At 62.0% G+C, this 14225-nt stretch carries 16 protein-coding genes; 8 read left to right on the top strand and 8 right to left on the bottom strand.

The window, feature by feature from the left end; translation table 11 throughout:
- The first annotated feature begins 80 nt into the window (after positions 1–80).
- The gene (gene recA, locus KSS90_RS19705; RefSeq protein ID WP_028690616.1) at positions 81–1157 is read left to right on the top strand and encodes a recombinase RecA; all 1077 of its coding nucleotides are present in this window, start codon (positions 81–83) and stop codon (positions 1155–1157) included.
- Positions 1158–1166: 9 nt separating this feature from the next.
- A complete protein-coding gene (recX, locus tag KSS90_RS19700; RefSeq protein ID WP_217866915.1) occupies positions 1167–1637 on the top strand; it encodes a recombination regulator RecX in 471 nt (156 codons plus the stop codon).
- A 69-nt stretch (positions 1638–1706) separates the two neighbouring features.
- Here recX and KSS90_RS19695 read toward each other — a convergent pair whose 3' ends face one another.
- Positions 1707–2825: an LOG family protein gene (locus KSS90_RS19695; protein ID WP_217866913.1), complete on the bottom strand. Its 1119-nt coding sequence runs from the start codon at positions 2823–2825 to the stop codon at positions 1707–1709.
- A 305-nt stretch (positions 2826–3130) separates the two neighbouring features.
- Between KSS90_RS19695 and KSS90_RS19690 the strand changes: the two genes are divergently transcribed.
- Positions 3131–3337 carry a hypothetical protein gene (locus KSS90_RS19690; protein ID WP_217866912.1) on the top strand — a complete coding sequence of 69 codons (207 nt, stop codon included), beginning with the start codon at positions 3131–3133 and terminating at the stop codon, positions 3335–3337.
- Position 3338: 1 nt separating this feature from the next.
- Here KSS90_RS19690 and KSS90_RS19685 read toward each other — a convergent pair whose 3' ends face one another.
- On the bottom strand, positions 3339–3758 hold the full coding sequence (locus tag KSS90_RS19685) for a quorum-sensing-regulated virulence factor family protein (protein WP_046856783.1): 420 nt from the start codon (positions 3756–3758) through the stop codon (positions 3339–3341).
- Between the two features lie 213 nt (positions 3759–3971).
- On the opposite strand from KSS90_RS19685, the gene KSS90_RS19680 reads away from it, so the two are divergent.
- The 3 genes from KSS90_RS19680 (at position 3972) to KSS90_RS19670 (ending at position 6033) form a co-directional block, all read left to right on the top strand.
- Positions 3972–4682, top strand: coding sequence for a tRNA-uridine aminocarboxypropyltransferase (locus tag KSS90_RS19680; protein WP_102681664.1), 711 nt, complete (start codon positions 3972–3974; stop codon positions 4680–4682).
- A gap of 257 nt (positions 4683–4939) precedes the next feature.
- A complete protein-coding gene (gene erdR / locus KSS90_RS19675) occupies positions 4940–5590 on the top strand; it encodes a response regulator transcription factor ErdR (protein WP_217866911.1) in 651 nt (216 codons plus the stop codon).
- Positions 5591–5667: 77 nt separating this feature from the next.
- Positions 5668–6033: a diacylglycerol kinase gene (locus KSS90_RS19670; protein ID WP_217866910.1), complete on the top strand. Its 366-nt coding sequence runs from the start codon at positions 5668–5670 to the stop codon at positions 6031–6033.
- A 4-nt stretch (positions 6034–6037) separates the two neighbouring features.
- Here the strand turns inward: KSS90_RS19670 and finR are convergent, their stop codons facing one another.
- Entirely contained in the window at positions 6038–6964 is a 927-nt protein-coding gene (gene finR, locus KSS90_RS19665) for a LysR family transcriptional regulator FinR (protein WP_217866908.1), read from the bottom strand.
- Between the two features lie 120 nt (positions 6965–7084).
- Between finR and fpr the strand changes: the two genes are divergently transcribed.
- Positions 7085–7864 carry a ferredoxin-NADP reductase gene (gene fpr / locus KSS90_RS19660; RefSeq protein ID WP_011535180.1) on the top strand — a complete coding sequence of 260 codons (780 nt, stop codon included), beginning with the start codon at positions 7085–7087 and terminating at the stop codon, positions 7862–7864.
- A gap of 101 nt (positions 7865–7965) precedes the next feature.
- On the opposite strand, the gene tsaA is transcribed toward fpr, so the two are convergent.
- The 5 genes from tsaA to rimO all read right to left on the bottom strand — a co-directional run bounded on the left by tsaA (position 7966) and on the right by rimO (position 11887).
- Positions 7966–8661, bottom strand: coding sequence for a tRNA (N6-threonylcarbamoyladenosine(37)-N6)-methyltransferase TrmO (tsaA, locus tag KSS90_RS19655; protein WP_217866907.1), 696 nt, complete (start codon positions 8659–8661; stop codon positions 7966–7968).
- Between the two features lie 6 nt (positions 8662–8667).
- The gene (locus KSS90_RS19650; RefSeq protein WP_217866906.1) at positions 8668–9129 is read right to left on the bottom strand and encodes a YehS family protein; all 462 of its coding nucleotides are present in this window, start codon (positions 9127–9129) and stop codon (positions 8668–8670) included.
- A gap of 50 nt (positions 9130–9179) precedes the next feature.
- On the bottom strand, positions 9180–9890 hold the full coding sequence (locus KSS90_RS19645) for an rRNA pseudouridine synthase (protein WP_217866905.1): 711 nt from the start codon (positions 9888–9890) through the stop codon (positions 9180–9182).
- Between the two features lie 121 nt (positions 9891–10011).
- On the bottom strand, positions 10012–10470 hold the full coding sequence (locus KSS90_RS19640; RefSeq protein WP_217866902.1) for a GNAT family N-acetyltransferase: 459 nt from the start codon (positions 10468–10470) through the stop codon (positions 10012–10014).
- 85 nt (positions 10471–10555) lie between these two features.
- Positions 10556–11887 carry a 30S ribosomal protein S12 methylthiotransferase RimO gene (rimO, locus tag KSS90_RS19635; RefSeq protein ID WP_031315328.1) on the bottom strand — a complete coding sequence of 444 codons (1332 nt, stop codon included), beginning with the start codon at positions 11885–11887 and terminating at the stop codon, positions 10556–10558.
- Positions 11888–12122: 235 nt separating this feature from the next.
- Between rimO and KSS90_RS19630 the strand changes: the two genes are divergently transcribed.
- A complete protein-coding gene (locus KSS90_RS19630) occupies positions 12123–14033 on the top strand; it encodes a potassium transporter Kup (protein ID WP_217866901.1) in 1911 nt (636 codons plus the stop codon).
- The last annotated feature ends 192 nt before the right edge of the window (positions 14034–14225 follow it).

Genomic DNA, 14225 nt, shown 5'->3' with positions numbered 1-14225 from the left:
ACGAATCGCTGTGGAATAATACTGGCTACTTATACAGTTATTCCGGCCGTCAGGGCCACGTCGAACACGTGAGGATTTCAATGGACGACAACAAGAAGCGCGCCTTGGCTGCGGCCCTGGGTCAGATCGAACGCCAATTCGGCAAGGGCGCGGTCATGCGCATGGGCGACCACGAGCGCCAGGCGATCCCCGCCATCTCCACCGGTTCGCTGGGCCTGGACATCGCCCTGGGCATCGGCGGTCTGCCGAAAGGTCGTATCGTCGAGATCTACGGACCGGAATCCTCGGGTAAAACCACGCTGACCCTGTCGGTCATCGCCGAAGCCCAGAAGAACGGCGCCACCTGTGCCTTCGTCGACGCCGAACACGCCCTCGACCCTGAATACGCTGGCAAGCTGGGCGTCAATGTCGACGACCTGCTGGTCTCGCAGCCGGACACCGGCGAACAGGCCCTGGAGATCACCGACATGCTGGTGCGTTCCAACGCCGTCGACGTGATCATCGTCGACTCCGTGGCCGCGCTGGTTCCCAAGGCCGAGATCGAAGGCGAGATGGGCGACATGCATGTCGGCCTGCAGGCCCGCCTGATGTCCCAGGCGCTGCGCAAGATCACCGGTAACATCAAGAACGCCAACTGCCTGGTCATTTTCATCAACCAGATCCGTATGAAGATCGGCGTGATGTTCGGTAGCCCGGAAACCACCACCGGCGGTAACGCCCTGAAGTTCTACGCCTCGGTGCGTCTGGACATTCGCCGTACTGGCGCGGTCAAGGAAGGCGATGAGGTGGTCGGTAGCGAAACCCGCGTCAAGATCGTCAAGAACAAGGTTTCGCCGCCATTCCGCCAGGCCGAGTTCCAGATCCTCTATGGCAAGGGCATCTACCGTAACGGCGAAATCATCGACCTGGGTGTTTCCCAGGGCCTGGTTGAGAAATCCGGTGCTTGGTACAGCTACCAGGGCAACAAGATCGGTCAGGGCAAGGCCAACGCCGCCAAGTACCTGCAAGAGAACCCGGCCATTGGTAGCGAGATCGAGAAGCAGATTCGCGACAAGCTGCTGACCGCGGGTGCTGCAGCTGCCGCCGCCGCTGCTGCCAAGGCCGGTGCTGCTGAAGCCGATGCCGACGACTTGGCTGACGCTGACGCCGGTTATTGATCTGCTTCCATGTCCGTCGTACTCGACACTCCCGTCGCCGTTCGGCGGACAGCCATGGACCTGCTCGCACGTCGCGAGCATGGTCGCGTGGAGTTAACCCGCAAGCTGCGTCAACGCGGCGCTACCGATGAGTTGATCGAACCCGCGCTTGATCGGCTTGCTGAAGAGGGGTTGCTCAGCGAAACCCGCTACCTCGAAAGCTTCATTCGCTATCGCTCCGGTTCAGGCTATGGCCCTGGACGTATCCGTGAGGAGCTTGGTCAACGAGGTCTGAACCGGGGCGATATCGACCAGGCACTGCGTGACAGCGAAGTGGACTGGGTGGCGCGGTTGCAAGAGGTGTGGCAGCGCAAATTCTCCGGGCAACTCCCCCATGATCCGCGCAGTCGCGCACAGCAAACGCGCTTTCTCGCCTACCGTGGTTACTCCATGGAAATGATTGGTCGCCTGCTCAGTGGGCGCGACCTCGACGACTACTGAAGCTTGCCGATTGCAGATGGCCCACATGGCTGACCCCAACCGGGGCCAGCCATGTGGGCCATTTTGCGTTCAGTTCACTCGCAGGGCTTCCCGGGCCCGTTGGGTGGTATGCATCGGCTGGGGTTTGGCCCAGTTCTCCGGCAGGTTGATGAAGTCCACCAGTTCGCGCAAACGGCCCTGGTCACGGCCATTGAAGGCAAAGGCCAGGCGTGTCAGGTGGCTGAAGTTACCTTCTTCATGTTCCGCGCCACTGTCGGGCTGTTGGTGGTACCGACCGCTGAGGCGAAGATCTGCAAAGCCTTCTTCAACGTCATGCAGGGCCGCCTCGCTCAGGGGGTGGTGCATACGGATGACGAACTGGTTCTTCAGCCAGCGGCTGGAGTGGTAGTTACTGTAGAACTGGTTGATTTCCTCGACCGCTTCGTCGGCACTGTGTACCAGGCGTACCAGCTTGAGGTCACTGGGCAGGATGTAGCGGTTCTCTTCCAACTGGCGACTGATGAAGGCCAGGGCGTCCTGCCAGAAACTGCCGCCGGGAGAGTCGAGCAGGACCACCGGTACCAACGGGCTCTTGCCGGTCTGGATCAGCGTCAACACCTCCAGCGCCTCGTCGAGGGTACCGAAACCACCAGGGCAGAGCACCAACGCATCGGCCTCCTTGACGAAGAACAGTTTGCGAATGAAGAAGAAGTGGAACGGCAGCAGTTTGTCGGTGCCACTGACGGTGGCATTGGCATGCTGCTCGAAAGGCAAGGTGATGTTGAAGCCCAGGCTGTGATCGCTACCGGCACCTTCGTGGGCGGCGGCCATAATGCCGCCACCGGCACCTGTGATCACCATCAGGTCCGAGCGTGCCAGTGTTGCGCCCAACTCCCGGGCCAGCGCGTACATAGGGTGTTCCAGTGGTGTTCGTGCTGAGCCGAACACGGTGACCTTGCGTCGCCCTTTGTAATGCTCGAGGGTGCGGAACGAATGGTCGAGTTCACGTAGGGCCTGCAGGGTGATCTTGGCGTTCCAGCGGTTGCGGTCGTCGTGCGCCATGCGCAGCACGGTCAGCAGCATGTCGCGGTACAGTGGCAGGTTGGGGCTGTTCGGTGCGACCAGTTGCAGTTGCTCGTCGATCTTGCTCAGGTCGATGCCGTGGTCCCTGAAATGATTGAACAGCAGCTCGTTCGATTGGTAAGGCATTCAACGTCTCCTTCTGCAGCAAAACCTCTGACCGGATCGATGGCAGGTCCCGGCCGCGACACTGCGTGTGTCGCTGGCTGCTGTGGCTCGAGTGTGCCCCCCGAGCGTTGCAGTAGGCCTTCAAGGCCATTGTTGCAGTGGCAGTTCCATCGCGTTGTCGTTGTTATGGGTACTCGTTATCAATCTAGACGCTGGCGCGGCTTCGTGCCGCCACAGGCGTGCCGTTACCGCCGGTCAGACGGGATCCAGGTGCAGCAGCGCTTTGGTTAACTGGGGACAGAAGGGCGATGCAGCGAGGTGGCGGTATGCGCCGGCTGGTGATCGAGGTGGATGGGCAACTGTTGCAGTTGCTCGAGCGCGAGGCAAAGGTTCATCACCTGAGCCTGGAGGGGGAGTGCTTGCGTCGCCTGCAGGGGAGTGAGGGGCACTCGCCTTACCTGCAGGCACTGTTGGCCGAGTTGCGCGCCGAAGATGAGCAGCGGCGCGCTAGGGACAGCGATCAGCTGGCCTGAATCACTTCTTCTTGTTGCCAGCCGCGCAGCTGGCAGCGTCGAACGCCTGGTCCATGACCGGTTGATTGGTCTTGTACACGGTGAAGCGGTAGACCATCACCGCGCCTTTGGACATCAGCTGACGGTAACCATTGTTACGGCAAACGCTGTCACCCAGTTGGCTGCGCACCTGCGCGGGGTTGGCCTGCATTCCCTGGGCATGCTCCTGGCGCACGCTCAGGTGATTGACCAGTGCCTTGCCTTCGACGGTATAGCCCTGGTCGAGGATGTCTTCGTTGATTGCCCGGGGGGTGCCAACGCTGCTTTCCTTGGCGACCTTCTGCAGCATCTGGGTCAGCTCGTATTCCTGCTTGGAAGCGGCCTGGGCGGCCAGGGGCAGGGCGAGCAACAGGCTCAGGGTCGGGACGATAAGACGCAGCATGGATCTCTCCTGGTTCGATGACTGGCGCTTTGACCTGCGCCGGCGGGCGGCGTTCCATGAAACTGCTGGGTTCCCCGGCCGCCTGAGCCATTGATTATAAAGGAGCGGCCGCAAGGGCTGCACGGCAAATGACGTGTGCTCTGGTAGACTCACGTTTTGTTTTTACCGAGTCGTCGTCGTGCCCCTTCCATCTTTCTGCCAAGGCCTGCAGCCATGAGCCACGCGGTAGCGCGGCTGCGCGCCGAGCGCCTGGCGCGCAGCATCAAACCTTTTGTCGCCCGCGGCTCGCGAGCCGAGCGCTGCCCGGATTGCCGGGTGATCGCCACGCACTGCCTGTGCGCGTGGAAACCGCGGGTGCCGGCAGAGGCCGGCATGTGCCTGCTGATGCATGACACCGAGCCACTGAAACCGACCAACACGGGATGGCTGATTGCCGACGTGATTGAGGATACCTCCGCCTTTGGCTGGTTGCGTACCTCGGTGGACGAAGGCCTGCTGGCGTTACTGGACGATCCGCGCTGGCAGCCTTATATCGTCTTCCCCGGCGAGTTCGTCAAAGAGGACCGTGTGGTCAGCGAGGTGCTGCGTGAACCGGGCAAGCGCCCGCTGTTCATCCTGCTCGACGCCACCTGGACCGAGGCGCGCAAGATGTTCCGCAAGAGCCCCTATCTCGACCGTTTCCCGGTGCTGAGCCTGCAGGCCGAGCAGATGTCGCGCTACCGCCTGCGCCGCTCCAAACGTGACGATCACTTCTGTACCGCCGAAGTCGCCGCCATGTGCCTGGAGCTGGCCGGTGACAGCCAGGCCTCGCAGGCCCTGGATGCCTACCTGGATGTGTTCAGCCTGCACTACCTCAGCGGCAAGCGGCGCTTGGCGCTGGATGAGCAGGACGAGGTCCACCAGCGTTTGCATACCTTCCTATAGTCCAAGGGGCAGGCGCGGCGGATTGGTACATACTGTCGGGGCTGGCAGCCAGGGTAGGCGGGGACGACCGGGCAATTGGCTTGACCACCCGGGGCGTGCTCGGCATCCTTGGCGCCGCTTCGGGCACGACGAAGCTGCTGTTACCCCGGACTTCGCCGTGCCATCCCGGCCGGCGGCCCTGCCGTTCGCGCCATGAGTTGCCCGCCAGGCGTTCCCCGTACCCCCTGCGCCTGGTACAGAACAGGATCCTTAGATCGATGGCTACATACGAAATCCTGATTGCCGATGACCACCCGCTGTTCCGTAGCGCAATGCGCCAGGCCGTTACCCTCGGCCTGGGCCCGGATGTGCGCTTGGTCGAGGTGGCGAGCATCGCCGAACTGGAAACCAGCCTGACCGAAAAAGCCGACTGGGACCTGGTCCTGCTGGACCTGAACATGCCCGGTGCCTATGGCTTCTCCGGCCTGGTCCTGCTGCGTGGCCAATACCCGCAGATCCCGGTGGTGATGGTCTCGGCTCAGGAAGAGGCGGCGGTCGTGGTGAAGTCCCGCGAGTTTGGCGCCAGCGGTTTCATTCCCAAGTCCAGCGAACTGAGTAAGATCCAGGAAGCCGTGCGTAATGTGCTCGACGGCGATGTCTGGTGGCCACCGCAGGCGTTCGAGAAGGTCGATGTGTCAGCCGAGGCCAAGGCTGCCAGCGAAGGTTTGGCCAGTCTCACTCCGCAGCAGTTCCGTGTGCTGACCATGGTCTGCGAAGGGTTGCTGAACAAGCAGATCGCCTATGAACTGAGTGTCTCGGAGGCGACCATCAAGGCTCACGTGACAGCTATTTTCCGCAAACTGGGCGTGCGCACGCGTACCCAGGCGGCACTGCTGCTGCAACAGCTTGAATCGGTTTCGGGCAGTTAAGTACCCGTGCATTCACGCTTTTTTGACCACGGTCAGATTAGCCTGCTGGCCTTTCTTCGGTGAAGTGACGGACCTACATGTCGCCATTCAAAGGCCAGACCGGCCTCAAACGTATCGTCAATGCCGCCAGCTATTCGTTCGACGGCCTGCGCACCGCCTTCAAGGGCGAGGCCGCCTTCCGTCAACTGGTACTGCTCAATGTGCTGCTGATACCGATTGCCTTCTGGCTGCCGGTCAGTCGCGGCGAGCGGGCGATCCTGATCGCGGTGTGCCTGCTGGGGCTGATCGTCGAGTTGCTCAATTCGGCGGTTGAGGCGGCCATCGACCGTATATCTCTGGACCGCCACCCGCTGTCGAAGAACGCGAAGGACATGGGCAGCGCCGCGCAACTGGTGGCAATGAGCATGGTCGCGGTGGTGTGGGGCGTGATCCTGCTCGGTTGAGCGATCAGGCTATCGTTGGCAGCACGATCTCGTCGCTGCGCCGTACGCCGGCGGTGAAGCTGCGGCACAGTTCGAGGAATTCACGCATGGCCGAGGTCTGGTACTTCTGTTTGTGCCAGATGAAATAGAACTGCCGCGACAGGTCCAGCGCCGGTGTTTCCACCGGCACCAGGCTGCCGCGGCGGAAGGCGTCGCGCAGGGCCAGGCGGGAAATGCAACCAATGCCCAGTCCCGATTCCACGGCCCGCTTGATCGCTTCGGTATGTTCCAGCTCCAGGCGGATGTTCAGGTTGGCGCGATGATGACGCATGGCCTGGTCGAAGGTCAGGCGCGTTCCCGAGCCCTGTTCGCGCAGGATCCAGGCTTCATGGGAAAGTTGCTCGATGTCGGCATGGCCGATCTTGGCCAGCGGATGCTGTGGCGCACAGAACACTACCAGCTCATCCTCCACCCAGGGCTGCACTTCGAGATCGGGGTGGTTGCAGTCGCCTTCGATTAGACCCAGGTCAATTTCGTAGTGGGCAACTTGTTGCACGATATGTGCGGTGTTCTGCACGTGCAACTTGACCTGGCTTTCCGGGTGTACCTGCATGAAGCTGCCGATCAGCAAGGTGGCCAGGTAGTTGCCGATGGTCAGGGTGGCACCGACAGCCAGCGAGCCGAACCCCGACTTGCCGTTGAGCAGGTCTTCGATTTCCTTGGCCTGGTCGAGCAGTGCAACGGCCTGGGGCAGCAGTTGATGGCCCAGGGCGTTGAGGCTTAGGCGTTTACCGGCACGGTCGAACAGCTGGCAGCTGGATTGGCGCTCCAGTTCGGTAATTGAGGTACTCGCCGCAGATTGCGACAAGGCCAGTACGCCCGCGGCCCGGGACACACTCTGGTGCTGGGCGACGGCGACGAAAACCTGGAGCTGACGAAGTGTGAATCGCATATCTATATAACCGATAACACATATCTTGATAATTCAGTTAACAGATATTGTCGCTGCCCCTAAACTATCGCGCAACTGCGCGTCTTGCGCGCGCCGCGTTTTCCTTCAGGAGCCCCATCGATGAGCAACATGAACCACGAACGTGTCCTCAGTGTGCACCACTGGAACGACACCCTGTTCAGCTTCAAGTGCACCCGTGATCCGGGCCTGCGCTTCGAGAACGGTCAGTTCGTGATGATCGGCCTGCAGCAGGACAGCGGCCGTCCGCTCATGCGCGCCTACTCCATCGCCTCGCCGAACTGGGAAGAGCACCTGGAGTTCTTCAGCATCAAGGTGCCGGATGGTCCGCTGACTTCCCAGCTGCAGCACCTGAAGGAAGGCGACGAGATCATCATCAGCAAGAAACCTACCGGCACCCTGGTACTGGACGACCTGAACCCGGGCAAGCACCTGTACCTGCTGAGCACCGGTACCGGGCTTGCACCGTTCATGAGCGTCATCCAGGACCCAGAGACCTACGAGCGCTTCGAAAAAGTGATTCTGGTGCATGGCGTACGCTATGTGAACGAAGTGGCCTACCGCGAGTTCATCACTGAGCACTTGCCGCAGAATGAGTTCTTCGGTGAGTCGGTGCGCGACAAACTGATCTACTATCCGACCGTCACCCGCGAGCCTTTCGAAAACCAGGGCCGTCTGACCGACCTGATGCGCAGCGGCAAGCTGTTCAGCGATATCGGCCTGCCTCCGATCAACCCGCAGGACGACCGTGCGATGATTTGCGGTAGCCCGAGCATGCTCGATGAGACCAGTGAAGTGCTGGATAGCTTCGGCCTGAAGATCTCCCCGCGCATGCGTGAACCGGGCGACTACCTGATCGAGCGTGCGTTCGTCGAGAAGTAAGGCGAGTGCGGTAACAAAAAACGCAGACTTGGTTCTGCGTTTTTTTTGCCTGGTGCTCATCGGGGGCACTCTCGCAGGGATCCCGCCGTTACTGTGGAGCTTCAACCTTCCGGCATGACTTCCAGCACCCGTATCACATCGGGTTGCGGATAGTGCCACCTCACCTGTACATCCCAGAACTTCACTCCATACACCCGCTCCGGTGGCGGCATCTGGTAGGCCGGCCGTGGGTCTTGGGCCAGGCACTGCTCGATCAACTCCACCAGCGGCTCATTCAGGCGCAGCGCATGCTCGCGGGCCTGGAGCAGAGCGGTTTCGCTCCAATCGACGGCAATCGCCTCCGGAGCATCACTGGCCATCAGGTTCGATGCGCCGACGATACTGTCCGCGTAGGGCACATAAGGCTTGATATCCAGCACCGGGGTGCCATCCAGCAGGTCGATTCCAGAGAGCAACAGCCGACCGGGTTCGATGCCTTCCAGGCGTACCACTGACTGGCCGATGCCATTGGGCCGGTGGGTGGCCCGGGTGGCGAACACCCCCATGCTCTTGTTGCCGCCCAGGCGCGGTGGACGCACCTTCAGGCGTGGCTTGTCTTCCAGCGCCTGGTGGAACAGGAACAGCAGCCACACATGGCTGACCTGTTCCAGCCCTTCGACGGCATCGCCCTGGTCAAAGGGTGGCAGCAGTTCCAGCACGCCACGGGCGGCCGGTGCCAGCCGGGGCTGGCGCGGAATGGCGAACTTCTCCTTGAAGCAGGAGCGGACGATGCCGACCGGCGTGACGGTATGCTGCATCACGGCTCAGCCGCGCACGCGAAGGGTCAAGCCCTTGAGGAAGTTGCGCAGCAACTGGTCGCCACAGGGGCGGTAATTGTCGTGGCCGACCTTGCGGAACAGCGCGCTCAGCTCCGGTTTGGACACTGGAAAATCGACGGATTTGAGCACCGCGTGCAAGTCGTCCTCCTTCAACTCGAAGGCCACCCGCAGCTTCTTGAGCACGGTGTTGTTGGTTACCGGCACCTCGATCGGCTGGGGCGGGCGGCTGTCATCGCGGCCACGGCGGTGGATCACCAGGCCGTCGAGGAAATGCGCGATGACCTTGTCTGGGCAGCGTACGAAGCCGGGCTCCTCTTCCTTTTTCACGTAGGTGGCGATGGCCTCGGCGGAAACCTCAAGGCCCGAAAGTTTGATGATCTCGGCCATTTTCTGGTCGTTGGCCTTGAGCATGTAGCGCAGGCTGCGCAGTACATCGTTGTGGTTCATTGCAGCGAATCCTGTTCTGTTGCCGCGTCAGTCATTGCGCGGCGGTAATGCTAGAAGCGTTCTGTAGCGGCTACGTAGCGCCACTGGCCCAGGGGCAGTTTGCCCATCGATACCCCGCCAAGGCGGATGCGGCGCATCGCCAGCACCTTGAGGCCGGCGGTTTCGCAAAGTTGTTCGATCAAGCCCGGTTGCGGGTTCTTCAGCACGATGCGCAGGTGTTGCTCGTTCTGCCAGCTGGCCTTGGCCTTCGGCAGTTCGACACCCTTGCGCTCCACGCCACGGGCCAGGCGTTCGAGGGCGCCGGGTTTGGCCTCACCACTGACCTGGACGATGTATTCCTGCTCCATGCGGCGCAGGTCGGCCTCGAGCTTGCGGGTTACGCGCCAGTCCTGGGTGAACAGCTGCAGGCCACTGGCGCCGGGCAACAGCGGGACGATGCAGGCCTGGCGGGCGAAATGTCCATGTAACGGGCGCACGCCCTCGCGGTGCGCTTCGCTGAGGCTGGCCATGCTGATGCTGGCCAGGGCGCTTGCGCTGTTTTGGCCGGCCTGCTGGTTGAGCAGCAGGGTCACCGGCTCGAGCGTCTCGGCGCGGGCACCGGGGAGCAGTTCAACACGTTGTCCGGCGACCTTGAACTGCGGCTGTTCGACCACCACGTCGTCGACGGTGACCCAGCCTCCTTCGATATACAGCTCGGCCTCCCGGCGGGAGCAGCCAAGCTGTTCGATAAGGCGTTTGGAGAGACGAATGGGTTCGGACATGGACACGGGCATCACGTGGCAGGGAAAGCCTTCATTGTACCTGCCTGCGCAAGTCAGCGGCTGCAAATCGATGTCATTTCCGCCATTTCAGAGCGGGGTAGTGGTTTCCTAGGCTTGCGTCCTAGGATGCTGTACGAGCAAGCCTCATATGCAATAGCGGGTAGGGCTGCCCCAGACCGTCGGTCTCCGAGCGCCCGTACACTTCGAACCCCTCGTGCAGGTAAAAACCCAGTGCTTGAGGGTTCTGCTCGTTGACGTCCAGGCGCTCGGCGTTGAGCTCGTTCACCGCGTGTCTCAGTAGGCGCTGACCGACACCCTGACCACGATGCTCTGGCATGACGAAGAGCAAGTCGACGCGGCCGTTGGCTACGCCGGCAAAACCGAGGATGCGCCGTCTGGCGTCCTTGCAGCAGACCAGCATCACGGCGTCGAGGTACTTGTGCAGCACGTGTTCGCGCAGCAGGACGATGTAGCCCTCGGGCAGGAAGTCATGGGTGGCGCGGACCGATGCCTCCCACACCTGGACCAGTTCGGGGTAGTCGCTCAGGTGCGGTGTCTGCAGCGTGACGGTGGGCGCCATCCAGTGATCCTCTTGGCCATTGAGGAAAACATAGATGCAAAAAAATACCCCGCCAGCTGGCGGGGTATTTTCAGGCGGGTTTCGCTCAGATGGGCTCGGCCCACATGTCGTACTCGTCGGCATCGACGATACGGCAACGGACCTTGTCGCCGGGCTTGAAGCCATGGTCGCCGTCGATGAACACGCTGCCGTCGATCTCCGGCGCGTCGAAGAAGCTGCGGCCCACCGAGCCCTGTTCCTCGACCTCGTCGATCAACACTTCGATCTCCTTGCCGATGCGCAGTTGCAGGCGCGCGGTGCTGATCGCCTGCTGGTGGGCCATGAAGCGGTCCCAACGGTCCTGCTTGACGTCGTCCGGCACCTCTTCCAGGCCCAGGTCGTTGGCCGGGGCGCCTTCGACTGGCGAGTACTGGAAGCAGCCGACGCGGTCGAGTTGAGCTTCGGTCAGCCAATCCAGCAGGTACTGGAAGTCTTCCTCGGTTTCGCCGGGGAAGCCGACGATGAAGGTCGAGCGGATCACCAGCTCAGGGCACTGTTCACGCCAGTTCTTGATGCGCGCCAGGGTGCGGTCTTCGAAGGCCGGGCGCTTCATCGACTTGAGCACCTTGGGGCTGGCGTGCTGGAACGGGATGTCCAGGTACGGCAGGATCTTGCCGGCGGCCATCAGCGGAATCACGTCGTCGACGTTCGGGTACGGGTAGACATAATGCAGACGCACCCAGGCACCCAGGCTGCTCAGCGCCTCGCACAGCTCGAGCATGCGGGTCTTGACCGGGCGGCCGTTCCAGAAATCGGTCTTGTACTTGACGTCGACGCCGTAGGCGCTGGTGTCCTGGGAGATCACCAGGATCTCCTTGACGCCGGCCTTGACCAGGCGCTCGGCCTCGCTCAGGACTTCGCCGACCGGGCGGCTGACCAGCTTGCCGCGCATCGACGGGATGATGCAGAAGCTGCAGCTGTGGTTGCAGCCTTCGGAAATCTTCAGGTAGGCGTAGTGACGCGGGGTCAGCTTGACGCCCTGGGGCGGCACCAGGTCGATCAGCGGGTTGTGGTCCTGGCGTGGCGGCACAACTTCATGCACGGCATTGACCACCTGCTCGTACTGCTGGGGGCCGGTGACCGACAGCACGCTTGGATGCACGTCACGGATGCTGCCTTCCTCGACACCCATGCAGCCGGTGACGATGACTTTGCCGTTTTCCTTGATCGCCTCGCCGATCACTTCCAGCGACTCGGCCTTGGCACTGTCGATGAAGCCGCAGGTGTTGACCACCACCACGTCGGCATCCTCGTAGGTAGGCACGACTTCATAGCCTTCCATGCGCAGCTGGGTCAGGATGCGCTCGGAATCGACCAGGGCCTTTGGGCAACCCAGGGAAACGAAGCCGACCTTTGGGGTGGCGGGAGTGGTGGACATGGCTAACCTCGGTATTGAATACAGGTCGCCCGGCCGGTAACGGGGGCGATCCTGGCGGGCGCTTTTCGCGCCTCTGATCAAAAAGTGCGCAATTCTAGCGAGCACAAGGTCGCTTTACCAGCAGAAATACGACGAACGCTGCGCTATGCTTCGCGCCGTTGCGCCGGGGTATCCGGGAGGGCCCGGCGCGGGTAGGCATTCAACCGGTCTAACAGGCCGTCTGCGGGAGTGGTCGATGGTTCAGGCAAGCAGTCATGCCGAAGGCGGGCACGCGGGGAAGCAGGGGGCGGCACGGCCGCTGGGCCTGCTCGTGGCGGCCGTTGGGGTGGTCTATGGCGATATCGGCACCAGCCCGCTGTACACCCTCAAAGAGGTCTTTACCGGCGGATATGGCGTACAGGTCAACCATGACGGAGTGCTGGGCATTCTGTCGTTGATCCTCTGGTCGCTGCTGTGGGTGGTTTCGTTCAAGTACGTGATGTTCATTCTGCGCGCCGACAACCAGGGCGAGGGCGGCACCATGGCCCTGACCGCGCTGGCGCGACGGGCCACGGCGCAATACCCACGGTTGCGCATGCTGATGGTCGGCTGTGGGCTGATCGGTGCTTCGCTGTTCTACGGTGACAGCATGATCACCCCCGCGGTATCGGTGCTGTCGGCGGTGGAGGGCATGGGCCTGGCGTTCGATGGAATCGACCATTGGGTAGTGCCAATCTCGCTGGTGGTGCTGGTAGCACTGTTTCTGGTGCAGAAGCACGGCACTGAGAAGATCGGCAAGGCATTCGGCCCGATCATGGTCACCTGGTTCCTGGTGCTGGCAGCGCTGGGCGTACATGGGATCTCGCAGAGCCCGGAAGTGCTCAAGGCGTTCAACCCAGGCTGGGCCTTGAACTTCTTCATCGTTCACCCCGGCATGGGCGTGGCCATCCTTGGGGCCGTGGTGCTGGCGCTGACCGGTGCCGAGGCCCTGTACGCCGATATGGGGCACTTCGGCCGCAAACCCATTGCCCGCGCCTGGTTTGCCTTGGTGTTGCCGGCGCTGGTGCTCAACTACTTCGGCCAGGGCGCCATGCTGCTGCAGAATCCCGAGGCGGCGCGCAACCCGTTTTACCTGCTGGCGCCGTCCTGGGCGTTATTGCCGCTGGTGGGCCTGGCCACGATGGCCACGGTGATCGCCTCCCAGGCGGTGATCTCGGGGGCCTTCTCGCTGACTCGCCAGGCCATCCAGCTGGGCTATGTGCCGCGTATGCAGATCCAGCACACCTCCAGCGACGAGCAGGGGCAGATCTATATCGGTGCGGTGAACTGGGCGTTGATGGTCGGCGTGGTACTGCTGGTGATCGGCTTCGAGTCCTCCGGCGCCCTGGCGGCGGCCTACGGCGTGGCAGTGACCGGCACCATGCTGATGACAACCATCCTGGTTTCGGCGGTCATGCTGCTGCTGTGGAAGTGGCCGCCGATATTGGCGGTGCCTTTGCTGGTTGGCTTCCTGTTGGTCGACGGGCTGTTCTTTGCCGCCAACGTGCCGAAGATCGTGCAGGGCGGTGCGTTCCCGGTGTTGGCGGGTATCGTGCTGTTCGTGCTGATGAGCACCTGGAAGCGCGGTAAGCAGATCCTGGTCGATCGTATCGATGAGGGCGCCTTGCCGCTGCCATTGTTCATCAGCAGCATTCGCGTGCAGCCGCCGCACCGCGTCGAGGGTACCGCGGTGTTCCTGACCGCGCGCTCCGATGCCGTCCCCCATGCGCTGCTGCACAACATGCTGCATAACCAGGTGTTGCATAGCCAGGTGGTACTGCTGACGGTGGTCAGCGAGGACCGACCACGGGTGCCGGAGCATGAGCGATTTGAAGTGGAGGCCTACGGTGACGGATTCTTCCGGGTTCTGTTGCACTTCGGCTTCATGGACGAGCCGGACGTGCCGGCGGCGCTGAAGCTGTGCCACTTGGACGAACTGGACTTCAGCCCGATGCGCACCACCTACTTCCTCAGCCGGGAGACGGTGATCGCCTCGCGCCTTGAGGGGATGTCGCGTTGGCGCGGGAATCTGTTCGCGTTCTTGTTGAAGAACGCCAATGGCAACCTGCGGTTCTTCAACCTGCCGCTCAATCGGGTCATCGAGTTGGGGACACAGGTCGAGATCTAGGCCGGACGAGGGGCTGCTGCGCAGCCCCTCATCGGTAAGCCGACTCCTGTACGGACCGAATTTGCCTTGAAGCATGCGCTGTTCCTGTGGGGACTTGCCCCGCGAGTTGCCTCTGTATCATTTAGATGATTAGCTAGCTAATTGTTTGGCTCCGCTTTATTCTCCCTTCCCGTTGTCTATCGTTCTTCCTAA

It is taken from the genome of Pseudomonas maumuensis (genome assembly GCF_019139675.1).
Taxonomy (GTDB): Bacteria; Pseudomonadota; Gammaproteobacteria; order Pseudomonadales; family Pseudomonadaceae; genus Aquipseudomonas; species Aquipseudomonas maumuensis.
Note: the sequence above shows the minus strand (reverse complement) of the source record. Positions and strands in the feature narration are given on the sequence as shown.